The organism is Streptosporangium sp. NPDC004631 (assembly GCF_053601935.1).
This window is the reverse complement of the sequence record NZ_JBSGCR010000028.1, coordinates 1-19,593: the sequence shown is the minus strand read 5'-3', so window position 1 is coordinate 19,593 and position 19,593 is coordinate 1. Positions and strand designations below refer to the sequence as shown.

At 70.6% G+C, this 19,593-nt stretch carries 19 protein-coding genes; 13 read left to right on the top strand and 6 right to left on the bottom strand.

Going from position 1 to position 19,593, the window contains the following annotated elements:
• The first annotated feature begins 386 nt into the window (after positions 1 to 386).
• Positions 387 to 962, top strand: a complete 576-nt coding sequence (locus ACWEF2_RS24380) for a hypothetical protein (RefSeq protein WP_453818672.1) — start codon at positions 387 to 389, stop codon at positions 960 to 962.
• Positions 963 to 1,011: 49 nt separating this feature from the next.
• Here ACWEF2_RS24380 and ACWEF2_RS24375 read toward each other — a convergent pair whose 3' ends face one another.
• Positions 1,012 to 1,707: a TenA family protein gene (locus tag ACWEF2_RS24375; RefSeq protein ID WP_453818671.1), complete on the bottom strand. Its 696-nt coding sequence runs from the start codon at positions 1,705 to 1,707 to the stop codon at positions 1,012 to 1,014.
• Positions 1,708 to 1,969: 262 nt separating this feature from the next.
• Between ACWEF2_RS24375 and ACWEF2_RS24370 the strand changes: the two genes are divergently transcribed.
• The 9 genes from ACWEF2_RS24370 to ACWEF2_RS24330 all read left to right on the top strand — a co-directional run bounded on the left by ACWEF2_RS24370 (position 1,970) and on the right by ACWEF2_RS24330 (position 10,010).
• Entirely contained in the window at positions 1,970 to 2,182 is a 213-nt protein-coding gene (locus ACWEF2_RS24370) for a hypothetical protein (RefSeq protein WP_453818670.1), read from the top strand.
• A 120-nt stretch (positions 2,183 to 2,302) separates the two neighbouring features.
• Positions 2,303 to 3,499 carry a sensor histidine kinase gene (locus tag ACWEF2_RS24365; protein WP_453818669.1) on the top strand — a complete coding sequence of 399 codons (1,197 nt, stop codon included), beginning with the start codon at positions 2,303 to 2,305 and terminating at the stop codon, positions 3,497 to 3,499.
• 258 nt (positions 3,500 to 3,757) lie between these two features.
• A complete protein-coding gene (locus ACWEF2_RS24360; RefSeq protein ID WP_355600160.1) occupies positions 3,758 to 4,519 on the top strand; it encodes a LytR/AlgR family response regulator transcription factor in 762 nt (253 codons plus the stop codon).
• Positions 4,516 to 4,914 (top strand): hypothetical protein, encoded by a 399-nt coding sequence (locus ACWEF2_RS24355; RefSeq protein WP_453818668.1) that lies wholly within the window; start codon positions 4,516 to 4,518, stop codon positions 4,912 to 4,914. Before ACWEF2_RS24360 ends, ACWEF2_RS24355 begins: the two co-directional genes overlap by 4 nt.
• Positions 4,911 to 6,410, top strand: a complete 1,500-nt coding sequence (locus tag ACWEF2_RS24350; protein WP_453818667.1) for a sodium/solute symporter — start codon at positions 4,911 to 4,913, stop codon at positions 6,408 to 6,410. Before ACWEF2_RS24355 ends, ACWEF2_RS24350 begins: the two co-directional genes overlap by 4 nt.
• Before the next feature lie 78 nt (positions 6,411 to 6,488).
• Complete coding sequence (locus ACWEF2_RS24345) at positions 6,489 to 6,629, top strand: hypothetical protein (protein WP_453818666.1); 141 nt, start codon at positions 6,489 to 6,491, stop codon at positions 6,627 to 6,629.
• 5 nt (positions 6,630 to 6,634) lie between these two features.
• A complete protein-coding gene (locus ACWEF2_RS24340) occupies positions 6,635 to 7,891 on the top strand; it encodes a YcaO-like family protein (RefSeq protein ID WP_453818665.1) in 1,257 nt (418 codons plus the stop codon).
• Positions 7,777 to 8,403: a DUF485 domain-containing protein gene (locus ACWEF2_RS24335; protein WP_453818664.1), complete on the top strand. Its 627-nt coding sequence runs from the start codon at positions 7,777 to 7,779 to the stop codon at positions 8,401 to 8,403. Before ACWEF2_RS24340 ends, ACWEF2_RS24335 begins: the two co-directional genes overlap by 115 nt.
• Positions 8,400 to 10,010, top strand: coding sequence for a solute symporter family protein (locus ACWEF2_RS24330; RefSeq protein ID WP_453818663.1), 1,611 nt, complete (start codon positions 8,400 to 8,402; stop codon positions 10,008 to 10,010). Before ACWEF2_RS24335 ends, ACWEF2_RS24330 begins: the two co-directional genes overlap by 4 nt.
• Positions 10,011 to 10,121: 111 nt before the next feature.
• Here ACWEF2_RS24330 and ACWEF2_RS24325 read toward each other — a convergent pair whose 3' ends face one another.
• Entirely contained in the window at positions 10,122 to 11,045 is a 924-nt protein-coding gene (locus ACWEF2_RS24325; protein ID WP_453818662.1) for an aldo/keto reductase, read from the bottom strand.
• A 275-nt stretch (positions 11,046 to 11,320) separates the two neighbouring features.
• Between ACWEF2_RS24325 and ACWEF2_RS24320 the strand changes: the two genes are divergently transcribed.
• Positions 11,321 to 11,914, top strand: a complete 594-nt coding sequence (locus ACWEF2_RS24320) for a TetR/AcrR family transcriptional regulator (protein WP_453818661.1) — start codon at positions 11,321 to 11,323, stop codon at positions 11,912 to 11,914.
• A 25-nt stretch (positions 11,915 to 11,939) separates the two neighbouring features.
• Here the strand turns inward: ACWEF2_RS24320 and ACWEF2_RS24315 are convergent, their stop codons facing one another.
• The 4 genes from ACWEF2_RS24315 to ACWEF2_RS24300 form a co-directional block, all read right to left on the bottom strand.
• Positions 11,940 to 13,415, bottom strand: a complete 1,476-nt coding sequence (locus tag ACWEF2_RS24315) for a WS/DGAT/MGAT family O-acyltransferase (protein WP_453818660.1) — start codon at positions 13,413 to 13,415, stop codon at positions 11,940 to 11,942.
• A gap of 273 nt (positions 13,416 to 13,688) precedes the next feature.
• Positions 13,689 to 14,897 (bottom strand): sulfite oxidase, encoded by a 1,209-nt coding sequence (locus tag ACWEF2_RS24310; RefSeq protein WP_453818659.1) that lies wholly within the window; start codon positions 14,895 to 14,897, stop codon positions 13,689 to 13,691.
• An 81-nt stretch (positions 14,898 to 14,978) separates the two neighbouring features.
• Positions 14,979 to 16,661, bottom strand: coding sequence for a DNA polymerase/3'-5' exonuclease PolX (gene polX / locus ACWEF2_RS24305; protein WP_453818658.1), 1,683 nt, complete (start codon positions 16,659 to 16,661; stop codon positions 14,979 to 14,981).
• Between the two features lie 146 nt (positions 16,662 to 16,807).
• Complete coding sequence (locus ACWEF2_RS24300; protein ID WP_453818657.1) at positions 16,808 to 17,251, bottom strand: pyridoxamine 5'-phosphate oxidase; 444 nt, start codon at positions 17,249 to 17,251, stop codon at positions 16,808 to 16,810.
• 199 nt (positions 17,252 to 17,450) lie between these two features.
• On the opposite strand from ACWEF2_RS24300, the gene ACWEF2_RS24295 reads away from it, so the two are divergent.
• Together ACWEF2_RS24295 and ACWEF2_RS24290 are read left to right on the top strand one after the other, a co-directional pair.
• Positions 17,451 to 17,777 (top strand): TraR/DksA family transcriptional regulator, encoded by a 327-nt coding sequence (locus ACWEF2_RS24295; RefSeq protein ID WP_453818656.1) that lies wholly within the window; start codon positions 17,451 to 17,453, stop codon positions 17,775 to 17,777.
• Positions 17,778 to 18,025: 248 nt separating this feature from the next.
• On the top strand, positions 18,026 to 19,243 hold the full coding sequence (locus tag ACWEF2_RS24290) for a helix-turn-helix domain-containing protein (RefSeq protein ID WP_453818655.1): 1,218 nt from the start codon (positions 18,026 to 18,028) through the stop codon (positions 19,241 to 19,243).
• Positions 19,244 to 19,593: the final 350 nt, after the last annotated feature.

Genomic DNA, 19,593 nt, shown 5'->3' with positions numbered 1-19,593 from the left:
GGCCGGGCGCGCCGACCTCCGGGGCGCCGGAGTAATCTGGCCGCTTCCGGGTGGGCGGCGGACCCCCTCCTTTCCGTCTGCCCGGAACATCCCGTGCCGGTTCTCACCCGCGAGGAGGCCCTTTCCAGCGCTCCGCCGCATTCGGTGACGCGTCCGCTGAACCGTTCGGGCGGCCCGTACGTTGTGGTCGATGTCGGGATCCGTCAACCTCTTCAGGACGGGCAGCGCATGAGCAACGGCCACCGCCCGCCGGTCGCCTCCGCCGCCGTCGTGACGCGGCTCCGCGACTCTTCCCCAACCGCCCGCCCGGCCTGGTCCCTCCGAAATCCGGAACGGAGACGCCGTGGCGGAAGTAGCGTTCTCCGGCAGAACACCAAGGAGATCTTATGCGCCGTGCTCTCGGCCTCACCGCAGGTTTAGCCCTTGTCGCAGTCGCGCTGTCCCCGATCGCCCCGGCTGAGGCCGCCTGCGTCGGCACCGCCAAGAAATGCCAGCGGGACCCCCTGATCAGCATCAAGGTGGCGGCCAAGGCCACCCCCCACGTCCACCGGGCCGGACGCGTCACCTACACCCTGAACTACTCCATGACCTGGATGGAGTCCTTCGCCCCCTACTGGGGTTCCTTCTGGGTGGGCGGTACGTTCCCCAAGGGCGCCCGGGGCCCGGCCAAGGCCACACTCTTCGACACCGCGGGCAGGCGGGTCGCCACCTTCCCCTGCGGGAAGCACCCCGACGGCGTCTGGTGCGCCGCCGGCGGCGAGATCCCGCACAAGGGGCGGATCGTCCTCACCGCCCGGCTTCCCCGCCACGGCGCCGGAACCGCGGTCGCCAAGCTCGGCTTCGACAGCTTCGACGGGCTCAGCAAGCAGGATTTCGCCCGGCACGACAGCCGTCGGGAGTCACGCGAACGGTTCTGCAACTACCGCTTCACCAAGACCGTCACCACGACGGTGCACCCCTGACGGAGCCCGGGACGGGCGCGCGGGGCGGCGCCCACCGGGGCACCGGCGGTCAGGAACCGGCCGCCATGTCGAAGAACCGCAGCTCCAGCTGTACGGCGCGGCGGAAGAAGCCGAACACGCGGAGCTGTTCGGCGGCGGTGAGCTCGGGGCCGAGGCGATCGAGCTCACCGCGGAGGAACCTCACCCAGGCCCGGAACGCCGGCCCCTCGTGCAGTTCGATCCACTCGCGGTGGACGAAGCTCTCCGGCGGCGGCCCCTCGGCCAGGGCGGCCCAGCCGAGATAGCTCCACTCCGCGACGCACAGGATCGCCAGGATGACCGGGTAGTCCAGGCTGGTCCTGGCCTCGTCCATCAGGGCGCGGAAGTCGGCCGTGACCGGCTCGGCCGGAGCGGAGGCCACGTCGGCGGGGGTGGCGCCGAGGGCGGCGAGCGCGCGGTGGAAGTAGGTCTTCTCCTCGGCCGTGGCCGTCTCGCCCAGGAACCGGCTGAACGGCACCCGCGACTCGAAGTTGTCGGCGCTCGCCACGGCCGCGCCGAGCAGCGCGGTGAACGAGTCGACGAACTGGAAGTCCTGGAGCAGGTAGCGGCGCATGTCGTCGTCGGGGGTGTCGCCCCGGGTGATCGAGGCCGCGAACGGATGGGTCACCACCGCCGTCCACTCGGGCTCGCACCCCGACCGCAGCCACTCGCTGAAGCCGGGATCGACGACGTCCATGCGCCACTCGCGGTAGGGAATCGGGTCCACGGAACCTCTCCTCGGGATCTTGGGAAGTCGATCAGCGTGAATGCTAGCCGCCGGTCCGCGGTAAGCGGCGCCGCCGGAGCCGAAAATTCTCCGAATCAAGGAGTCTTTGCAGGTTGGAGGGGGTTTCCTCGGAGACGGTCGGGCACGTTCCGCGGGGCGGGCCGGCGGGGGCGGGCCGGGAAGGACACGGGGCCGTGCCGGACCGGTCGGTCTCGACGTCGCCGCGACGCCGCACTGAGGAAAGGAGAGCACGATCCCCGCGATGGACAACACCTTCTACCACTGGGGCTGCGTCATCGTGCCCCCCGGTTACGCCGACCCCGTCCGGTTCCAGACGGGCAACCTCCACGGCGCCGGCCACCCCCCGGAGAACGGTGAGGGCCCGCCCGGCGAGACGCGACCTGCGGCCATGGGGCTCCAGGCCATCCGGATGGTTCAGGTCACCCAGGCCCTCCTGCGAGGACGCCTGCCCTGACGCCACCGGGCCGATCCCGGCCGGTGCGGGCGGCCTGTGAGCAGCCGGGGGCCAGGTGTGGGCCCGGCGTGATGCCTGTCCCACCGGCGCCGCCGAACCCGCACAGATAGGGTCCGGGACGTGGAACCCCTCGTCGCCGTGCTGCTGCTGGTCACCCTGGTCGGTGTCCCGGCCCTGGTGCTGTGGCGCGTGCTGCGCGGCAGGCGCGACCTGGGCAGCAGCCCGGCCGAGCGCGCCACCTTCGAGACCCTGCACACCGCCTCCCTCGCCGCGCCGCCGCTGCGCGGGGGGCTGACCGAGGCGGGCACCCAGCGGGCCTCACGGCATCTGCGCGCGCTGCTCGGCTCTCCCGCCCTGGCGATCACCGACGAGCAGCGGCTGCTGGTCTACGACGGTGAGGGCGACCACCACGCCCGGGAGGCGTTCGCGTACGCCGCCAAGACCCTCGCCGGGGGCCGTACCCAGGTCCTCGGCCCGGAGGTCGTCTCGTGCGAGATCCCCGAGTGCCCCATCAGGTTCGCCGTCGTGGTGCCGCTCACCACCGACGGCCGGGTGGTCGGCTCGCTGGCCGCCTACGGCGGGCACGCCTCGGCCGGCCTGGTCCGGGCCACCCACGAGGTGGCCAACTGGGTGGACTCGCAGCTGGAGCTGGCCGAGCTCGACCGGTCCCGGACGCGGCTGATGGAGGCCGAGGTCCGCGCGCTGCGCGCGCAGATCTCCCCGCACTTCATCTACAACTCGCTGACGACCATCGCGAGCTTCGTCCGCTCCGACCCGAACCGCTCCCGTGAGCTGCTGCTGGACTTCGCCGACTTCACCCGCTACTCCTTCCGGCGGCACGGGGAGTTCACCACGCTGGCCGAGGAGCTGCGCTCCATCGACCGCTACCTCACCCTGGAGCGTGCCCGGTTCGGCGACCAGCTCCAGGTGACCCTGCGGATCGCCCCCGAGGTGCTCGCGGTGGCCGTGCCGTTTCTGTGCCTGCAGCCGCTGGTGGAGAACGCGGTGAGACACGGCCTGGAGAGCAAGCCCGGCGCCGGCCGCATCTCGATCGTCGCGGAGGACGCGGGGGCCGAGTGCCGGATCAGCGTCGAGGACGACGGCATCGGCATGGACCCGGATCGGCTGCGCCGCATCCTGGCCGGTGACGCCGACGAGCGCTCGGGGACGGGGGGAGTGGGCCTGGCCAACGTCGACGAGCGGCTGCGCCAGGTCTACGGCGACGAGTACGGCCTGGTGGCCGAGACCGGCGAGGGAGCGGGCACCAGGGTCAGTGTCCGCCTGCCGAAGTACCGTCCCGGGGTCTCCGCCCACTGACCTTCCCCCTCTCGGGTCACGCCCTCGGGCCTGCCCTGCCGGACACTGCGCGCGGAAGAGGGGGAGATCTCCAGGGGGCCGGCTCGTTCTCGGCCCCGTTCTTCGGTGGACGCTGCGGGGAGGTGTTCCGGATCGGCAGGGGAACCAAGGTGATTTCCGGGGAGTCCGATGGATTCGGGGATTCTGGAACTGTTGACAGGCGATATCTGATTCATCACCCTCTAGGGATTCAGCCGTCGCCGATCCGGAGGAGTGAGCGTGAACGGCCTTCGTGTCCTGGCGGTGGACGATGAGCTTCCCGCCCTGGAGGATCTGGCCTACCTGCTGCGGGACGATCCCCGCATCGGCGAGGTCTTCCTGTCCAGGGACGGGGCCGCGGCGCTGCGCGTCCTGGACCGGGCGATCGCCGAAAGGCGGCCGATCGACGCGGTCTTCCTCGACATCCGGATGCGGGGCCTGGACGGGGTGGTGCTCGGCAGGCTGCTGTCGCAGTTCGCCAGCCCGCCGCGGGTGGTGTTCGTGACCGCCTACGAGGAGCACGCGGTGGACGCCTTCGAGATCAAGGCGGAGGACTACCTGCTCAAACCGGTACGACCGGAGCGGCTCGCCGAGGCCGTCCGGCGGGTGTGCGTCTCGGCCGAGCTGCCGGAGGGCGACGGGGCCGGCCGTACCGACCCCGGCACCATCCCGGTCGAGCTGGGCGGCGTCACCCGGTTCGTGGCCGGCTCCGAGGTCCGCTACGTCGAGGCGCAGGGCGACTACGCGCGCCTGCACACCGCGGGCGGCAGCCACCTGGTCCGCATCTCGCTGGCCACGTTGGAGGAGCGCTGGTCGTCGGCGGGGTTCGTCCGGGTGCACCGCAGTCACCTGGTCGCCCTCAGGCACATCGACGAGTTGCACATCGACTCGGGCCGCTGCGTGGTCCGCATCGGCGAGACCGAGATCCCGGTGAGCCGGCGCCACACCCGCGAACTGCGTGACCTGCTGGTCCGCCGGGCGCGCAGGGGCCGGCCCGAATGAGCGGGGGACCGGAGTCCCCCGAGCCGGGGCGGCCGAGACGCGAGGTCGTGACCAGCCCCCGCACCACGGCGGCCCGTCACCCCCGCTACCCGGTGACCCGGGAGATCGACGAGCAGACCCGGCTGGGCGAGGTCTACATGCGCTCGCTGGTGCGCACCCAGTTCCGGCTGGCCCTGTTCGTCTGCACGGTGCTCGGCTGCGTGGTCGGCGGCCTTCCGCTGCTGTTCCTGCTGGTGCCCCGGCTGCGCGAGATCCGGCTGCTGGGGATCCCGCTGCCCTGGGTGGTGCTGGCCGGTCTGATCTACCCGGCGTTCGTCGCCGGAGCCTGGCTCTACGTGCGGCAGGCCGAGCGGAACGAGCGCCACTTCGCCGAGCTGGTGGAGCGGGCGCGGTGAGCACCGCGTACGGCGTGACCGCGGTCGTGCTGGTGATGCTGGCGACCGTGCTGATCGGCGCGTTCGGCATCCGGCTTTCGCGTACCACCTCCGACTTCTACGTCGCCTCCCGCACGGTCTCCCCGCTCTGGAACGCCTCGGCCATCGGCGGGGAGTACCTGTCGGCGGCGAGCTTCCTGGGCATCGCCGGGCTGATTCTCGTCCACGGCGCGGACATGCTCTGGCTGCCGGTCGGCTGGACCGGTGGGTATCTGGTGCTGCTGGTCCTGGTCTCCGCGCCACTGCGCCGCTCGGGCGCCTACACCCTTCCCGACTTCGCCGAGGCGCGGCTGGAGTCGATGGCCGTGCGCCGGACGGCCGGTGTGCTGGTCGTGCTGATCGGCTGGCTGTACCTGATGCCGCAGTTCCAGAGCGCGGGTCTGGTGCTGCGCGCCATCACCGGGGCGCCGGACTGGGCCGGAGGGCTGCTGGTGGCGGCCGTGGTGGCGGCGAACGTGCTGTCCGGGGGCATGCGGTCGATCACGTTCGTGCAGGCGTTCCAGTACTGGCTCAAGCTCACCGCGCTGGCCGTGCCGCTGGTGTTCCTGCTGTCGGCCTGGCGGGCGGGCGGCGCGCCGGGGCTGAGCGCCGGGGACACGGCCACCTGGGCGCTGCCGCTGTCCGGCGGCAGGGAGTACGGCCTCTACTCGACCTACTCGCTCATCCTGGCGACGTTCCTGGGCACCATGGGGCTGCCACACGTGCTGGTCCGCTTCTACACCAACCCCGACGGCCGGGCCGCACGCCGTACCACGCTGGTGGTCCTGTCGCTGCTGGGCGCCTTCTACCTGATGCCGGCCGTCTACGGCACGCTGGGCCGGATCTACCTTCCCGGGCTGCGGGGCGGCGACACGGTGGTGCTGACGCTGCCCGGGCGGCTGCTCGGGGGAGTGGCGGGGGACCTGCTGACCGCGCTGGTGACGGCCGGGGCCTTCGCGGCGTTCCTGTCGACCTCCTCGGGGCTGACGGTCTCGGTCGCGGGGGTCATCGGGCAGGACATCCTCCGGGGCGGGGTGCGCTCGTTCCGGGCGGCGACGGTGGTGGCCGTGGTCATGCCGCTGGGCCTGGCGGCCCTGGCCCGCGCGCTACCGGTCGCCGACGTGGTGGGGCTGGCCTTCGCGGTGGCGGCGTCCTCCTTCTGCCCGCTGCTGGTGCTGGGCATCTGGTGGCGGCGGCTGACGTCCGCGGGCGCGACGGCCGGGCTGCTCGCCGGTGGCGGGCTGGCCTGCGGGGCGGTGCTGCTGACGCTCGTCGGGGGCCCGCACACCGGCCTGACCGGGGCACTGCTGGCCCAGCCGGCCGCCTGGTCGGTGCCGGTCGCCTTCGCGGTGATGGTGGTGGTCTCGCTGCTCACCCCGGGCCGTATCCCGCCGGGAGTGGCCAGGATCATGGTCCGTCTGCACACTCCCGAGACGCTGGATCTCGATCGGGGGGACTGGCGCCCACGCTCCCCTTGACAAGATCCATTACCTATGTCGAAATGATCAGTAATATCCGGCATTTCGGGTAGTCAAGCGGGCGTAAAGGAGTGCGCGATGGGCAACAGCAACTCCAACGGTCAGTCGCTTCTCAAACCGGATGGCTTCCAACTGGAGGACACCTTCTCGGTCACTCCGGCCGAGAAGGTCCTCCTCGACCAGTTCTTCACCCTGAGGTTCGCTCCCGGAACGCGCTGACCGTGGTGACGCGCGCCCAGCGGGAACGCGGCACCGGTCTCGTCGGCGCGCTGGCCGTCATCGAGTCCGTTCTCGCAGACCGAGGTCTGTCGACGGAGCTGATCTCGGCCGGCTCGGCGGAGTTTCCCGTGCATCGCTGCACCGTCCGCGACCCGGCTGGGCGCGCGGTCACCGCATCCCTCGGCAAGGGGGCCGGCACGCAGAGCAGGGTCAGCGCGCTGTTCGAGGCCTGGCAGCACCTCCAGCACGAGGAGGGGCAGGCGGCGCTCGCCCGGGAGCACCGGGAGCACCGGCACCGCCGGCGGGTGCGGGCGCTGTCCGTCACGGCCGTGGTGTCACAGCCCGAGCTGCGCGGGGAGGAGATGATCCACCGTCTCGCCCGTGACTATCCCGGCGCCGACCTCGCCTGCCTGCGCGCCGAACCGATGACCCCGGGGCGGTCCGCGCTCTGGTACCCGGCCTTCTCCAGGTCGCCGTCCTGCCGCAGCCACCCGATCCCCGGCGACGACCTGTGCTACGAGCCCTATCTCCGCTACGCCTACGACAGCGGCACGGCCACCGGGGTCGCCGAGCGGGACGCGCTCCTGCACGGCCTGCTGGAGGTCGTCGAGCGGGACGCGCTCTCCCACGCCTTCCTCGACTGGTACCTCGACGGGGAGTCGCCGCTGTCGGTGCTCGACCCCGGTCTCCTTCCGCCGGACCTGCGCCAGCTCCACGGCGAGGTCGCCGCCCAGCTCGGCACACCCCCACTGGTTGTCGACATCACCTCCGACCTGGGCATCCCCACCTACTGCGCGCTTCCCTCGCGTGCCGGGCCGTACCCGGGGGTGATCGGCTCCGGTGCCTCACTGGACCCCGAGTACGCGGTGGAGCGGGCGCTCACCGAGGTGGTGCAGTCGTCGTTCAACCTGTCTCTCGGCGTGGACCTGACCCTGGGCCGCAGGCTGGAGAGCCTGCGGCGGTGGCCGCTGCTCGAACGCTGCGCCCGCCTCGACCCCGCCCCGCTGATCGGCCGGCTGGTGTTCGACGCGCGGCTGCCCGCCGCCGGGCCCGAGGGCGTCGACCAACAGGTCGCCGTGATCCTGGAGACGCTGGAGCGCTCCGGTTTCGCCGCGTACTTCTTCCGCTGGAATCCGGCGCACGACAGATGCCCGGTGCTCACGGTGATCGTCCCGGGCCTGGAGACGTTCTCCATGGTCCACAGCGCGGTTCCGGTTCTGCCCACCGGCCGGGCGGTACGGCGGCTCGCCGGCCACCGGTGACGAGGCCGGTCCAACCGCTGGGCGCACAAGACGGACCTTTCACCGCAAGCCATCCCCAACTAAACGCGACTCGTCGGCGGCTGGGCGAAGAGCCCACGTCAGGGGCTCGTCGCGGGGTACCTTCCCCTCCTACGTTGTCCGTGATCCAGATCACATTTGTGGGAGGTCCGATGACCGCCAGGCAACATGACTCATCGGTTTATGAACGAATAGAGGCCGATGACAGGTTCCAGGAGTTGAGACGGCGCTTCCGGTCGTGGGCGTTTCCGATGACCGGGGCCTTCCTCGCGTGGTACCTGCTCTACGTGGTGCTGTCCGGCTGGGCGCGCGACCTCATGGCCGTCAAGGTGTTCGGCAACGTCAACGTGGCGCTGATCCTGGGACTGCTCCAGTTCGTCTCGACCTTCCTGATCGCCTGGGCCTACTCCCGGTACGCCGGCAGGCGGCTCGACCCGCTGGCCGACGAGATCCGCCAGGAGGCCGAGCACGAGGCCGAGAAGGAGAACGCGTGAACCACCAGACGCTGTCCACCACCCTTTTCCTGATCTTCGTCGCCGGAACGCTGGCGATCACCTTCTGGGCCAGCCGCAACACCAAGGACGCCACCGACTTCTACGCCGGGGGCCGGTCCTTCAGCGGCGTGCAGAACGGCCTGGCGATCGGCGGCGACTACATGTCGGCCGCGAGCTTCCTGGGCATCGCCGGGATCATCGCCCTCTCCGGGTACGACGGCTTCCTGTACTCGATCGGCTTCCTGGTCGCCTGGCTGGTGGCGCTGCTGCTGGTCGCCGAGCTGATGCGCAACTCCGGCAAGTTCACCATGGCCGACGTCCTGGCCTTCCGGATGAGCCCGCGCCCGGTCCGCACCGCGGCGGGCGTCTCCACCATCACCGTGTCGATCTTCTACCTGCTGGCCCAGATGGTCGGCGCGGGCGCGCTGGTCGGCCTGCTGCTCGGCGTCACGTCGCCGGCGGGCAAGGCGCTGACCATCGTCGGCGTCGGCCTGCTGATGGTCGTCTACGTGGTCGTCGGCGGCATGAAGGGCACCACCTGGGTGCAGATCGTCAAGGCCGTGCTGCTCATGGGCGGCGCGACCCTGGTCACGCTGCTGGTGCTCGGCAAGTACGGCTTCAACGTCTCGGCACTGCTCGGCGAGGCCGCCTCCCGGAGCGGCAAGGGCGGCCAGTTCCTCGTCCCCGGCCTGAAGTACGGCACCGCGGCGCAGGGGCTCGCCGGAAAGATCGACCTGATCAGCCTCGGTCTCGCGCTGGTGCTCGGCACCGCGGGCCTGCCGCACATCCTGATCCGCTTCTACACGGTCCCCACCGCCAGGGAGGCCCGCAAGTCGGTGCTCTGGGGCATCGGCATCATCGGCGTCTTCTACCTGCTCACCCTCACGCTCGGCTTCGGCGCGGCGGCGCTGGTCGGCGGCAAGGCGATCGCGGCGCAGGACAAGGCGGGCAACACCGCGGCGCCGCTGCTGGCCCAGGCGATCGGCGAGCAGATCTTCGGCGATGTGGGCGGCACGATCCTGCTGGCCGTCATCGCCGCGGTCGCCTTCGCCACCATCCTGGCGGTCGTCGCCGGCCTGACGCTGGCCTCCTCGTCGAGCTTCGCCCACGACCTGTACGCCCACGTGTTCAAGCGCGGAGACGTCACCGACCGGGAGGAGGTCCTGGTCGCCAGGGTCTCCGCCTTCGTCATCGGCGCGGTCGCCATCGGGCTCGGCATCCTCGCCCAGGGGCAGAACGTCGCCTTCCTGGTCGCGCTGGCCTTCGCGGTGGCCGCGTCGGGCAACCTGCCCGCCATCCTCTACAGCCTGTTCTGGCGGCGCTTCAACACCGCCGGAGCCGTCTCGGCCATCTACGGCGGCCTGGTCTCCGCGCTGCTCCTGGTGGTCTTCTCACCGGTCGTGTCGGGCAGCGAGACCTCGCTGTTCCCGGACGCCCACTTCGCCTGGTTCCCGCTGAGCAACCCCGGCATCGTCTCGATCCCGCTCGGGTTCCTGGCCGGTTTCGCCGGCACACGGCTCAGCAAGGAGTACAACCCCGCCAAGTACGCCGAGATCGAGGTCCGCTCGCTCACCGGCGTCGGAGCGGAGGGAGCCGTCCGGCACTGAGCCCGGACGAGGGGGATCGGGCCCGGCCGTGACGCGGCCGGGCCCGGCGCCGTGCCGATCTTCACCGGTAGGCGCCTACCGTCCGCCGGTAGGCGCATACGGGGGAGGCGTCTACCGGGAGGCCGCGTCCAGCAGTGCCAGCTCGTCCTCGCCCAGCTTCAGCTCGGCGACCGCGAGCAGCGGCCGGAGCTGCTCGACACTGCGGGCGCTGGCGATCGGCGTGGCCACGGTCGGCTGGGCGGCCAGCCAGGCGAGGGCGACGGTGGCCGGGGCGACGCCGCGGTCGGCCGCCACCTTGTCCAGCGCGTCCAGCACCCGGGGACCGCGCTCGGTGGTCAGATAGGCCGCCGCCGCGCCCGCGCGGGCGCTGTCCACCGTGACCCCGGGCCGGTACTTGCCGGTCAGGAAGCCGCGGGCCAGCCCGAAGTACGGCGTGCTGGTCAGCCCCTCGGCGCGCACCACCTCGCGCAGCGCGCCCTCGTAGCCGCGCTCCACCAGGTTGTAGTGCTGCTGCAGCACCCCGTAGCGGGCCAGGCCCTCCCGATCGGAGACGGCCAGCGCCTCGGCCAGCCGTTCGGCTCCGTGGTTCGAGGCGCCGATGTTGCGGACCTTGCCCTCGCCGATCAGGTCGTCGAACGCGCCGAGGGTCTCCTCCAGCGGGGTCCCGGCGTCGTCGATGTGCGCCCAGTACAGGTCGATGCGGTCGGTCCGCAGCCGCCGCAGCGAGTCCTCGGCGGCCCGGCGGATGTTCGCCGCCGATAGCCCGAGGCGGCTGCTCAGCGAGCCGACCTTGGTCGCCACCACCATCCGGTCGCGGTTGCCCCTGGCGGCCATCCAGTCGCCGAGGACGGTCTCCGACTCGCCGCCGGTGTGCCCGGGAACCCACTCGGAGTACACGTCGGCGGTGTCCACGAAGTTGCCGCCCGCCTCGGCGTAGGCGTCCAGGACGGCGAAGGACGCGTCCCGGTCCGCGGTCCAGCCGAATACGTTGCCGCCCAGGCAGAGCGGGAAGAGGTTCAGCTCAGCAATGCTCATACTTATCACCCTATTTGCTGGATAAATATGGATTTAATGGGCCCCTTGTTGGCCGACTGGACGTCATTACCCGCGGTACCGGCAGGGGCCTCCGGGATTCTCCCGGCACCTCCGTCGCGGCGTTGGCGATTGCCGGTATGTTCCAGATTTTTAGGATTTTGCGGATTCCCGGGATGCGTCGATGGCGCCGCGGATCCGGGCCGGTCCCCGAGGCGTACGGTGCTCTCCCCCCGGCGGCATGGAAAACCGGCGGGATCCGGGGCTATGGTCGGGCTGTGGCCAGCTTCAGAGAGCGCTCCGGCATGTCCAGGCGCACGCGTGACGCCTCCGACTCCGGCGCGCGCACCCGCATCCTCGACGCCGCCGAGGAGCTCTTCGCCGGGATCGGCTACGAGGCGACCCCCACCGCGGAGATCGCCCGGCTGGCCGGGGTGCCCAAGGGCCTGGTCTTCCACTACTTCCCGAAGAAGATCGACGTGCTCGTCGCGCTGATCGACGAGCGCACCCTCGTCGAGGAGGTTCCCGAGGTGGAGGCTGTCCCCGGCGACGCGGCGGGGGCCCTGTCCCGGCTGGCCCGCCGCCTGCCGCTCAGCGCCTCCCCGGCGATGCGCCGCATCCTGTTCCGCGAGGCGGACACCCACCGTTCGGTCCGTGACCGGCTCGGCCGGCTGAACGGTGAGATCATCCGGCGGGCCCGGTTCGCGCTGGAGCTGGCGCTGCCCACGCCCCGCGGCGACGCCGCCCGGCTGGAGGTGGCCGCGGTCACCTTCGCCGCGGTCCTGCTCTACCAGGAGAACCTCTGCCAGCTCACCGGCCACCACATCGACGCCGACGCCGTCGCCGAGCTCATCGCCCACGCCCTGGGGTGACGTCCGCGCCGGCGTCGGCGGCCTCTCAGACGGGAATCATCTCCTTGGCCGGGCTGGGACCGACCAGCTCCACCAGCTCGTCCATCGCCTCCTGCAGGTGACCCATCAGCCGCCACACGTCCTCCACCCGGTCGGGGCAGGCGAGGACGCCGAAGTCCAGCGAGCCGTCGTAGGAGAAGCAGGTGATGTTGAGCCCGCCGCTCATGTCGGTCAGCACCGACATCGGGTGGTAGGCGAGCACCCGGGCCCCGCACAGGTACAGCGGGAGCTGCGGTCCCGGCACGTTCGACACGATCAGATTGATCGGCGGCAGCACGATCGAGGCCAGCCGGAAGACCGCGGGGGTGGCGAGCGCGGTGACGGCCGAGGGCAGCACCGAGGACAGCTCGCCCAGCCAGGTGGCGGGGGAGCCGGCGAAACGGCGCTTGGCCCGGCGCATCGTCTGCCCCATGGCCCGCAGGCGTTCGAGGGGCGAGGCCATGTCCGTCGGCATCGGAGTGATCATCACGGAGAGCCGGTTGCCGACCGTCTCCTCCGTTCCCGTGGTACGGAGCGCGACCGGGACCGCGGCGACCAGCGGCCGGTCGGGCAGCGCGTCGTGCTCGCACAGCCAGGCGCGCAACGCCGAGGCGCACAGTGTCATGACCACGTCGTTGACGCTGATCCCGAAGGCGCGGGCGACCCGCTTGACGTCCGCGAGCGGGACCGAGCCGTAGGAGAAGCGCCGCTCGGCGCTGATCGGGCCGTTGAACGGCGTGCGCGGGGCGGACAGCACGGGCAGCTCGGGCAGCTCCCCCGGGTTCCCCCCGATCGTCCGGGCCGTCTCGGCCACCACCCGGGCTCCCGGCAGCGCCGAGGCCACCGGGATCGCGTCGAGATCGGCCACCAGCCGGCCCAGCGCGCGCAGCGCCCGTGCGGGATGCGCCACGGACCGGGCCGCGGCCACCGTGAGCATCGCGAGTGGTCCGGGAGCCGTGGTCACGGACGGCGACGCCGCGGGCGGCTCGACCGCGCGGGGCTCGGGGGTGAGGTCCAGCAGGGCGGCCATGGTCTCGGTGCCCGTCACCCCGTCGACGACGCAGTGGTGGATCTTGGCGTAGAGCGCGACCCGGCCGCCGGTCAGCCCCTGGATGAGATGCATCTCCCAGAGTGGGCGGCCACGGTCCAGGTGCCGCTCGTGGATGCGGGCCACCTGCTCGGCGAGCTGGGCCTCGTCACCGGGCAGCGGGAGGGTCACCTCGTGGACGTGGTCGGCCACGTCGAGGTCGACGACCTCCTCCCAGTACGGACGGTCGAGGTCGAACGGCACACCCACCAGGCGCAGGCTCAGCGCGGGGGCGAGGTGCAGCCGCTCGCGGAGCAGTCCGATCAGGGCCTCGCGCGTGACGGCCCCCACCGGGCTCTGGGCCGCGTCGAGGATCGCCACCCCGGCGACGTGGGCCGCGGTGGTCGCCGACTCGGCGTGCAGAAACTGCGCGTCGAGCGCGGTCAGCTGGCGCATCGGTCGAACCTCCTGGCGGAAGACGGGAGCGGATAAGGCCATCATCACTCCGGCTCGTTTCCGTTCTGTTTCGCCTGGGTGACTCTGGGAGTCTTCCAGACGATATGAGGTGGTTCGGCGGTGGATTCCGGTGAGATGTCCTGCCCTATCACTCAATACGCACGCCGTACAGGGAGAACGCGGCACGCCGTGCCGGGGAGGTAAGAGTTGCGTATTCAAACGCCATGAACCTCCGATGTCGTGAGCGGCGCCGGTCGCGGGCGGGGGCTACGGCTAGCCGTTCACCACCGTCACCGGGTGGCGCACGACGGCGTCGAAGAGATACCCGTACCTGTTGTACGGGGTTCGCGACGGCTGGACCGCGCCCGTCTCGTCGCCGGCCCGGGCGAGCAGGGTGCAGGGGCCGGTATGCCGGGGGTTCCAGGTGATGTGCCAGCGGGTCCAGGCCGACGCGACATGCGGGCCGCGCAGCCGGGCGCACCGCCAGGTGGCCCCGCCGTCGAAGCTCACCTCCACCCGGGTGATCCGGCCGTTGCCCGACCACGACCGCCCGTGCAGCACATGCGGGTGTCCGGCGACCACGGTGGCCTCCCACGGCAGCTCGAAGGCGCTCCTGACTCCCCGGACGCTCAGCGGGGCGCTGCCCTCCGGCGGGTACCCCTCGCCGAACATGCGGTAGAACACCGTGTTCCACGGTGAGAACAGCGACGAGGTGGAGACCTCGATGTCACCCACCCACTTGATCGACGCCAGGCCGATCCAGGAGGGGACGATCAGCCGTACCGGGTAACCGTGGTCGGGCGGGAGCGGCCGGTCGTTCATCTCGTAGGCCAGGATCACGTCCTTGAGCGCCTTGGACACCGGGAACGGCCGGCGCGCCGGACCGTGGTTGACGCCCTCGGCCACGTAGTCGGAGTCGAGCCCCCGGGGCATGACGTCGACGGCGTCGGGGGTGATCCCCGCCAGGTCCAGCACCGAGGCCAGCGGCACCCCGCGCCAGCGGGCCACCCCGATGCCGCCGAGCCGCCACGGGGTGCCGGAGATCTCCTGCCCCTGCTGGTTGCCGAAGAGACTCCGGCCGTTGCCGGCGCACTCGATCGCCATGTCCACGGTCACCGGGGACATGGCGAGCAGCTCCTCGTAGCCGAAGCCCCTGGGGTTGCGCAGCCCGGAACCGTGCAGCCTCAGCCGCCAGGCCGCCGCGTCGACGATGGGGGTGGAGGTGTGGCTGCGCACGAAGAAGCGGTCGTTGGGCACGTGGTAGCCGACGTCGCGCATCGCCTCCCAGCGCATCTCGGCGTTGGTGTCGTGCGCGATGAACAGCTCGGGCGGCAGCGGCTTGACGATCGTCGGAATCCCGTCGTCCCGAGTCGTCCCCCCGGCGGCGGTGACCGGCCTGAGCCGGTCGTGCTCCCCCCGGACGGGCCGTCCGGCGCGGGCGCGCCGGTGAACCTCCGTGCTCCCCAGCTCCTCGTACGGCATGAGGCACCTCCTCTTCTTCTACATTTATTTCCTACCAGGAAACCATGTAATTTGTGGAGGGGGATGACGACCCCGTGACGCTCAACGTCCCAGGAAGGCCAGCAGCCGTTCCAGCGGCCAGGTGTTGATCACGTCGTCGGCGGTCAGCCAGGCCCGTTGCGCGATGCCGACGCCGAAGCGCTGGTTGGCCAGATGGGGCACCGCGTGGGCGTCACTGTCGATGGAGAACCTCACACCGTGGTGGTGTGCCAGCCGTACCAGGTCGGAGGGGAGGTCGGAGCGGTCGGGGAAGGAGTCGATCTCCATCGCGGTGCCGGTGCGGGCGGCGGCGCGGAACACCGCGTCCCAGTCGGCGTCCACCGGCGGACGCCTGCCGATCCTGCGGGTGGTGGGGTGCCCGATGATGTGGACGTGCGGGTTCTCGCACGCGGTGACGAACCTCCGGGTCATCTCCGCGCGCGACTGGGTGAAGTGCGAGTGCACGCTCGCCACACACACGTCGAAGCCCGCCAGCACCTCGGCCGGCCAGTCGACCGAGCCGTCGGGGGCGATGTTGAGCTCGGTGCCGTGCAGCAGCCGCATATCCGGATATCTCGCCTGAAGGCGGTGCAACCGCTCGCGCTGCCGCAGGGCCTTGTCCAGCGTCATCCGCTGCATCGTGAGATCGGGGGCGTGATCGGTCACCGCGTAGTAGGAGTGACCGCGCGCGTGGGCCGCCGCGACCATGTCCTCCAGCGAGGCGATGCCGTCGGTCAGGTCGGTGTGGGTGTGCAGGTCACCCCGGAGATCCTCCTCGGTGACCAGCACGGGCAGCTCGCCCTTGAGCGCGGCGGCGATCTCCCCGCCGTCCTCGCGCAGCGCGGGAGGGATCCACCGCATGCCGAGCGCCCGGTAGACGTCCTCCTCCCGCTCGGCCGCGATCACCCGCTCCCCGTCGAACAGGCCGTACTCCGAGAGCTTCCACCCCTTCTTCACCACGATCTCGCGCAGGTGCACGTTGTGCTCCTTCGACCCGGTGAAATACTGCATCGCCGCGCCCCACGACTCCGCCGGCACCACCCTCAGGTCGACCTGGAGCCCCTCGGCGGTGCGGATCGAGGTCTTCTTCCCACCCGACGCGATGACCTCCGCCACGTACGGCCGGCTCTTGAAGTCGTCCATCAGGCTCTCGGGGCCGACCGCGAGGATGTCGATGTCGCCGACGGTGTCCTTCATCCGGCGCAGCGACCCGGCGTAGGCGATCCGCTCGGCGGGCAGCGAGGCGACGATCCGCTCGGCCAGGTCCATGGCCACGCCGATGTGCACCCTGGCGCCGTCCCGCTCAAGCTGCTCGATCCCCTTGAGCAGGTTCTCCTCGGTCTTGGCGCCGAAGCCCCTCACCCCCCGCAGCCGCCCCTGCGTGATCGCCCCGGCCAGGGCCTCGGGGGAGTCGATGCCCAGCTCCTGGAAGAGGAAGATCGCCTTCTTCGGCCCGAGGGAGGCGATCCGGGTCAGCCTCCGCACCCCCTCGGGAACCTTCCCGCGCAGGTCGTCGAGCTGCCGGAAGCTGCCCCTGTCCAGAAACTCCTCCACCTTCCCGGCGATCGCCTCGCCCACCCCCGGCACGTTCCGCACCGCCGTGACCTCGATGTCCTCGGGGAACCCCGCGATCGCCTTGGCGGCCTTCTGGTAACTGCGCACTCGGAACGCGTCGCCGCCCGTCATCGCGAAGAGCTCCGCGTACTCCTCCAGCGCCGCCGCCACGGCGTCGTTAGCTCGTGCCATGAGCCCAGCCTAGAAGGCTCCGCCCACATTTTCCGATCCCCCCTCCGGGGGTGCGGCCCACACCCCGGCAGGCCGCCGGAGCTCGCCGAGCCGGGAAACCGGGCACGGGCTTGGCCGCGAGGCCTGTCACCTCCCCGAGGGCCGGCTCAGGAGTTGGCGGAGAGCCGCTCGGGTGCGAGCAGGACGACGGTGCGCCGCTCCTCGGCCATGACACGGTCGTAGGCCGCCCAGTCGTCGTGGGTGCCGCCCGCCGCGCCGAAGACCGCGCGGAGCAGCAGCCGGAGCCCCTCGGCGTCGACACCCGGCAACGGATCGCCGGGACCGATCAGCTCGACCGGGCCCTCCGCCGAGGCCCACCGCCATCCCGCCCGGACCACGACGTTGGCGTACGGCCTGGCCCGCAGGTCGGAGAGCCTGCGGGCGTCCCCCCTGGCGACGAAGCCGACCACGGGCAGCCCGGTGACGGGGTGGTCGAGCACCCCCGCGTTGACCACCGAGGAGCGGATGGTTCCGCCGGGGCGCAGGGTGGAGACGACGCACAGCCCGTGGTCCTCGGTGACCAGGCGCGCGAATTCCGAGAGATCGGTCATCTCCGGAGCCTAACCCGGCCTCCTCCCGCCCGATGGCGGACACCTCCGCGCGGCGGCCGGGAATGTCCCGCGGTTCCGGGGGGTTCCAATGAAACGGTCGTCATTCCCGGTCCGGGCTCCGCCGCCCACCGCGAACGCGCGTCCATCCCCGCAGCCCGTAGCCCGCCGGGTCATTAGTGAACAGGAGGTAGAGGTAACCGTGAACGATGTCGCAGTGGTACTGGAACGTAAGCGCGCCGAACTCGAAGGCACGCTGGCGGAACTCTCCGCCTCGCCGGACGAGCAGGGAGGCATCTCCTTCGGCAAGCGGGTGGGCGACTGGACGAGCCTCGCCGTCGAGAGGATGTCCCAGGTCGGCTCGCACGAGCGCCTGCGCACCATGCTCGCCGACGTGCGCCGGGCCCAGGTCAAGCTGGAGAAGGACACCTACGGCTCGTGCGACCGCTGCGGCGCCGCCATCGCCCCCGGCCGCCTGGAGGCCCTGCCGTGGGCGGTTCTCTGTATCACCTGCGCGGGCCGGCGCTAGCCGCACCTCGCCGGACCCACCCGGTGACACGCCTCCGTCTCCCGCAGGATCACCCGGCGGGGGCGGCCCCCCGTGGTCGTCAGCCGGACTCGATCTCCGACATCAGCATGCGCATGGTGAGACTGCGCCTCTATGACTGGAGCGGAGTGATCTTCGTATAGGAGAAGGACGTTGTGATGAATGTCCATCTCCTTGAACTGGTCAAGTCGTTAGGGTAGAGGCGCCGCACCGTGTGAGGAGGGGCCGAGATGACCGGGCGTGACTGGGATCCTGATCTGGGCGGTGGCGAGGGTGAAACAACGGGCCGCCGAATTGCCAGGGTCCGGAAACGTCGGGGGCTTACTCAGACCGGCTTGGCCGCTAAGGCCAACATCTCCCGTAGTCTGATCGCGCAAGTTGAATCAGGTCGTAAACCGGCTACCCCATCGCTTGTAGCGGCGGTGGCAAGAGCCTGCGGGGTCGATGCCGCCGAGGTCAATGGTCAGCCTTATAGAGGGGCTGATAAGCGAACGGATGCCGTACACGCGGCGATTCCCGCTATTCGCCTTGCCTTGGCGTACGTAGACATTCCGCCCGAGTTGGATACGCCTCCCCGGACGCTGGACGAGTTGGCCGCTGAGCTTCGCGGACTTCAGAAACTCCAGAAGTCCGCGTCACATGTCCAGCTCGGGGCTCTCCTGCCTGCGGCCCTGGAGGAATTGACCGTGCAGGTCATGGAGTCGGACTCCGCTCGCGCGTGGCGCCTGCTGAATCGTGCTCAGAGCCTCGCCGGCTCCCTGGCAAGACGCCTCGGCTACAACGACCTGGCGCAGGTTGTCGTGGAACGGACATCGATTTCCTCCCAGCGCGCCGAAGACCTGTACCTGCCCCATCTGGTCACCATGGGCCGGGCGCGGCTTTTGATGACGCTCGGTTCGTGGGACGTCGCGCTCAAGATGATCAAAAAGACCGCCGACAAGGTTGATCAGGACAATCCGACGTCAACGGAGGTCTTCGGCTCGTTGCATCTCAGCGCGGCCATCGCCGCCGCGCGAGCCGGGAAGACGGCGGATGCCTGGGATCATCACGGGACCGCGACCGAAGCGGCGGCCCGGGTCAACCCGAGAGACCGGCGTGACCCCTACGGCCTCCAAATGAATCCGGGAAACGCATCCATTCATGGATGCGCGGTGGCTGTCGAACTGGGTGACCCCGATCAGGCCATCCGGTTGGACCAAGGGGTTAACCTCTCCAGGCCCGACATCACCGATGAGCGCCGGGCGCATCATGAGATGGACATGGCGCGGGCTTATCTGTGGACTAATGATCACGTTAAAGCACTCAAGCGCATGATCAACGCTGAGCGGACCGCGCCGCAGATGACACGCTTCCATCCCTCGGCGAGAGAGACAGTTCGTCAGCTTTTGCGAGTCCATCGGAACATTCCGGAGCCTTTACGGGCACTGGAAAGCCGCATGGGCATTTAGCAGTTCCCTTGTCAAGGGGCCTGGTGTGCACAGCTTGTGCACACCAGGCCCCTTGACTGTTTCTAAGGTCGCGCTGACAGCGAGAGCTACAGGCCTCGTTGTCCGAATCTCATGGTTCCGACTTTGGAGGGCGAGTGATACGGCACACGGCACACGGCGAAGCTCCGGAGGTAATCGACGAGGCAACGGCGGATCTGCATGACAGGGCGTTGGCCGTGGTCCAGCGGCTTCTCAGGGAGCGGGGGATCCGGGCCTGTTGCCATCACCGGATCGGTCTGGGGCTCTACGCCAATCGGATGGACGGTGTCGTCTGGCCGGATCGGTCTCCGCTGCGGTCGTGGATGGAGCGT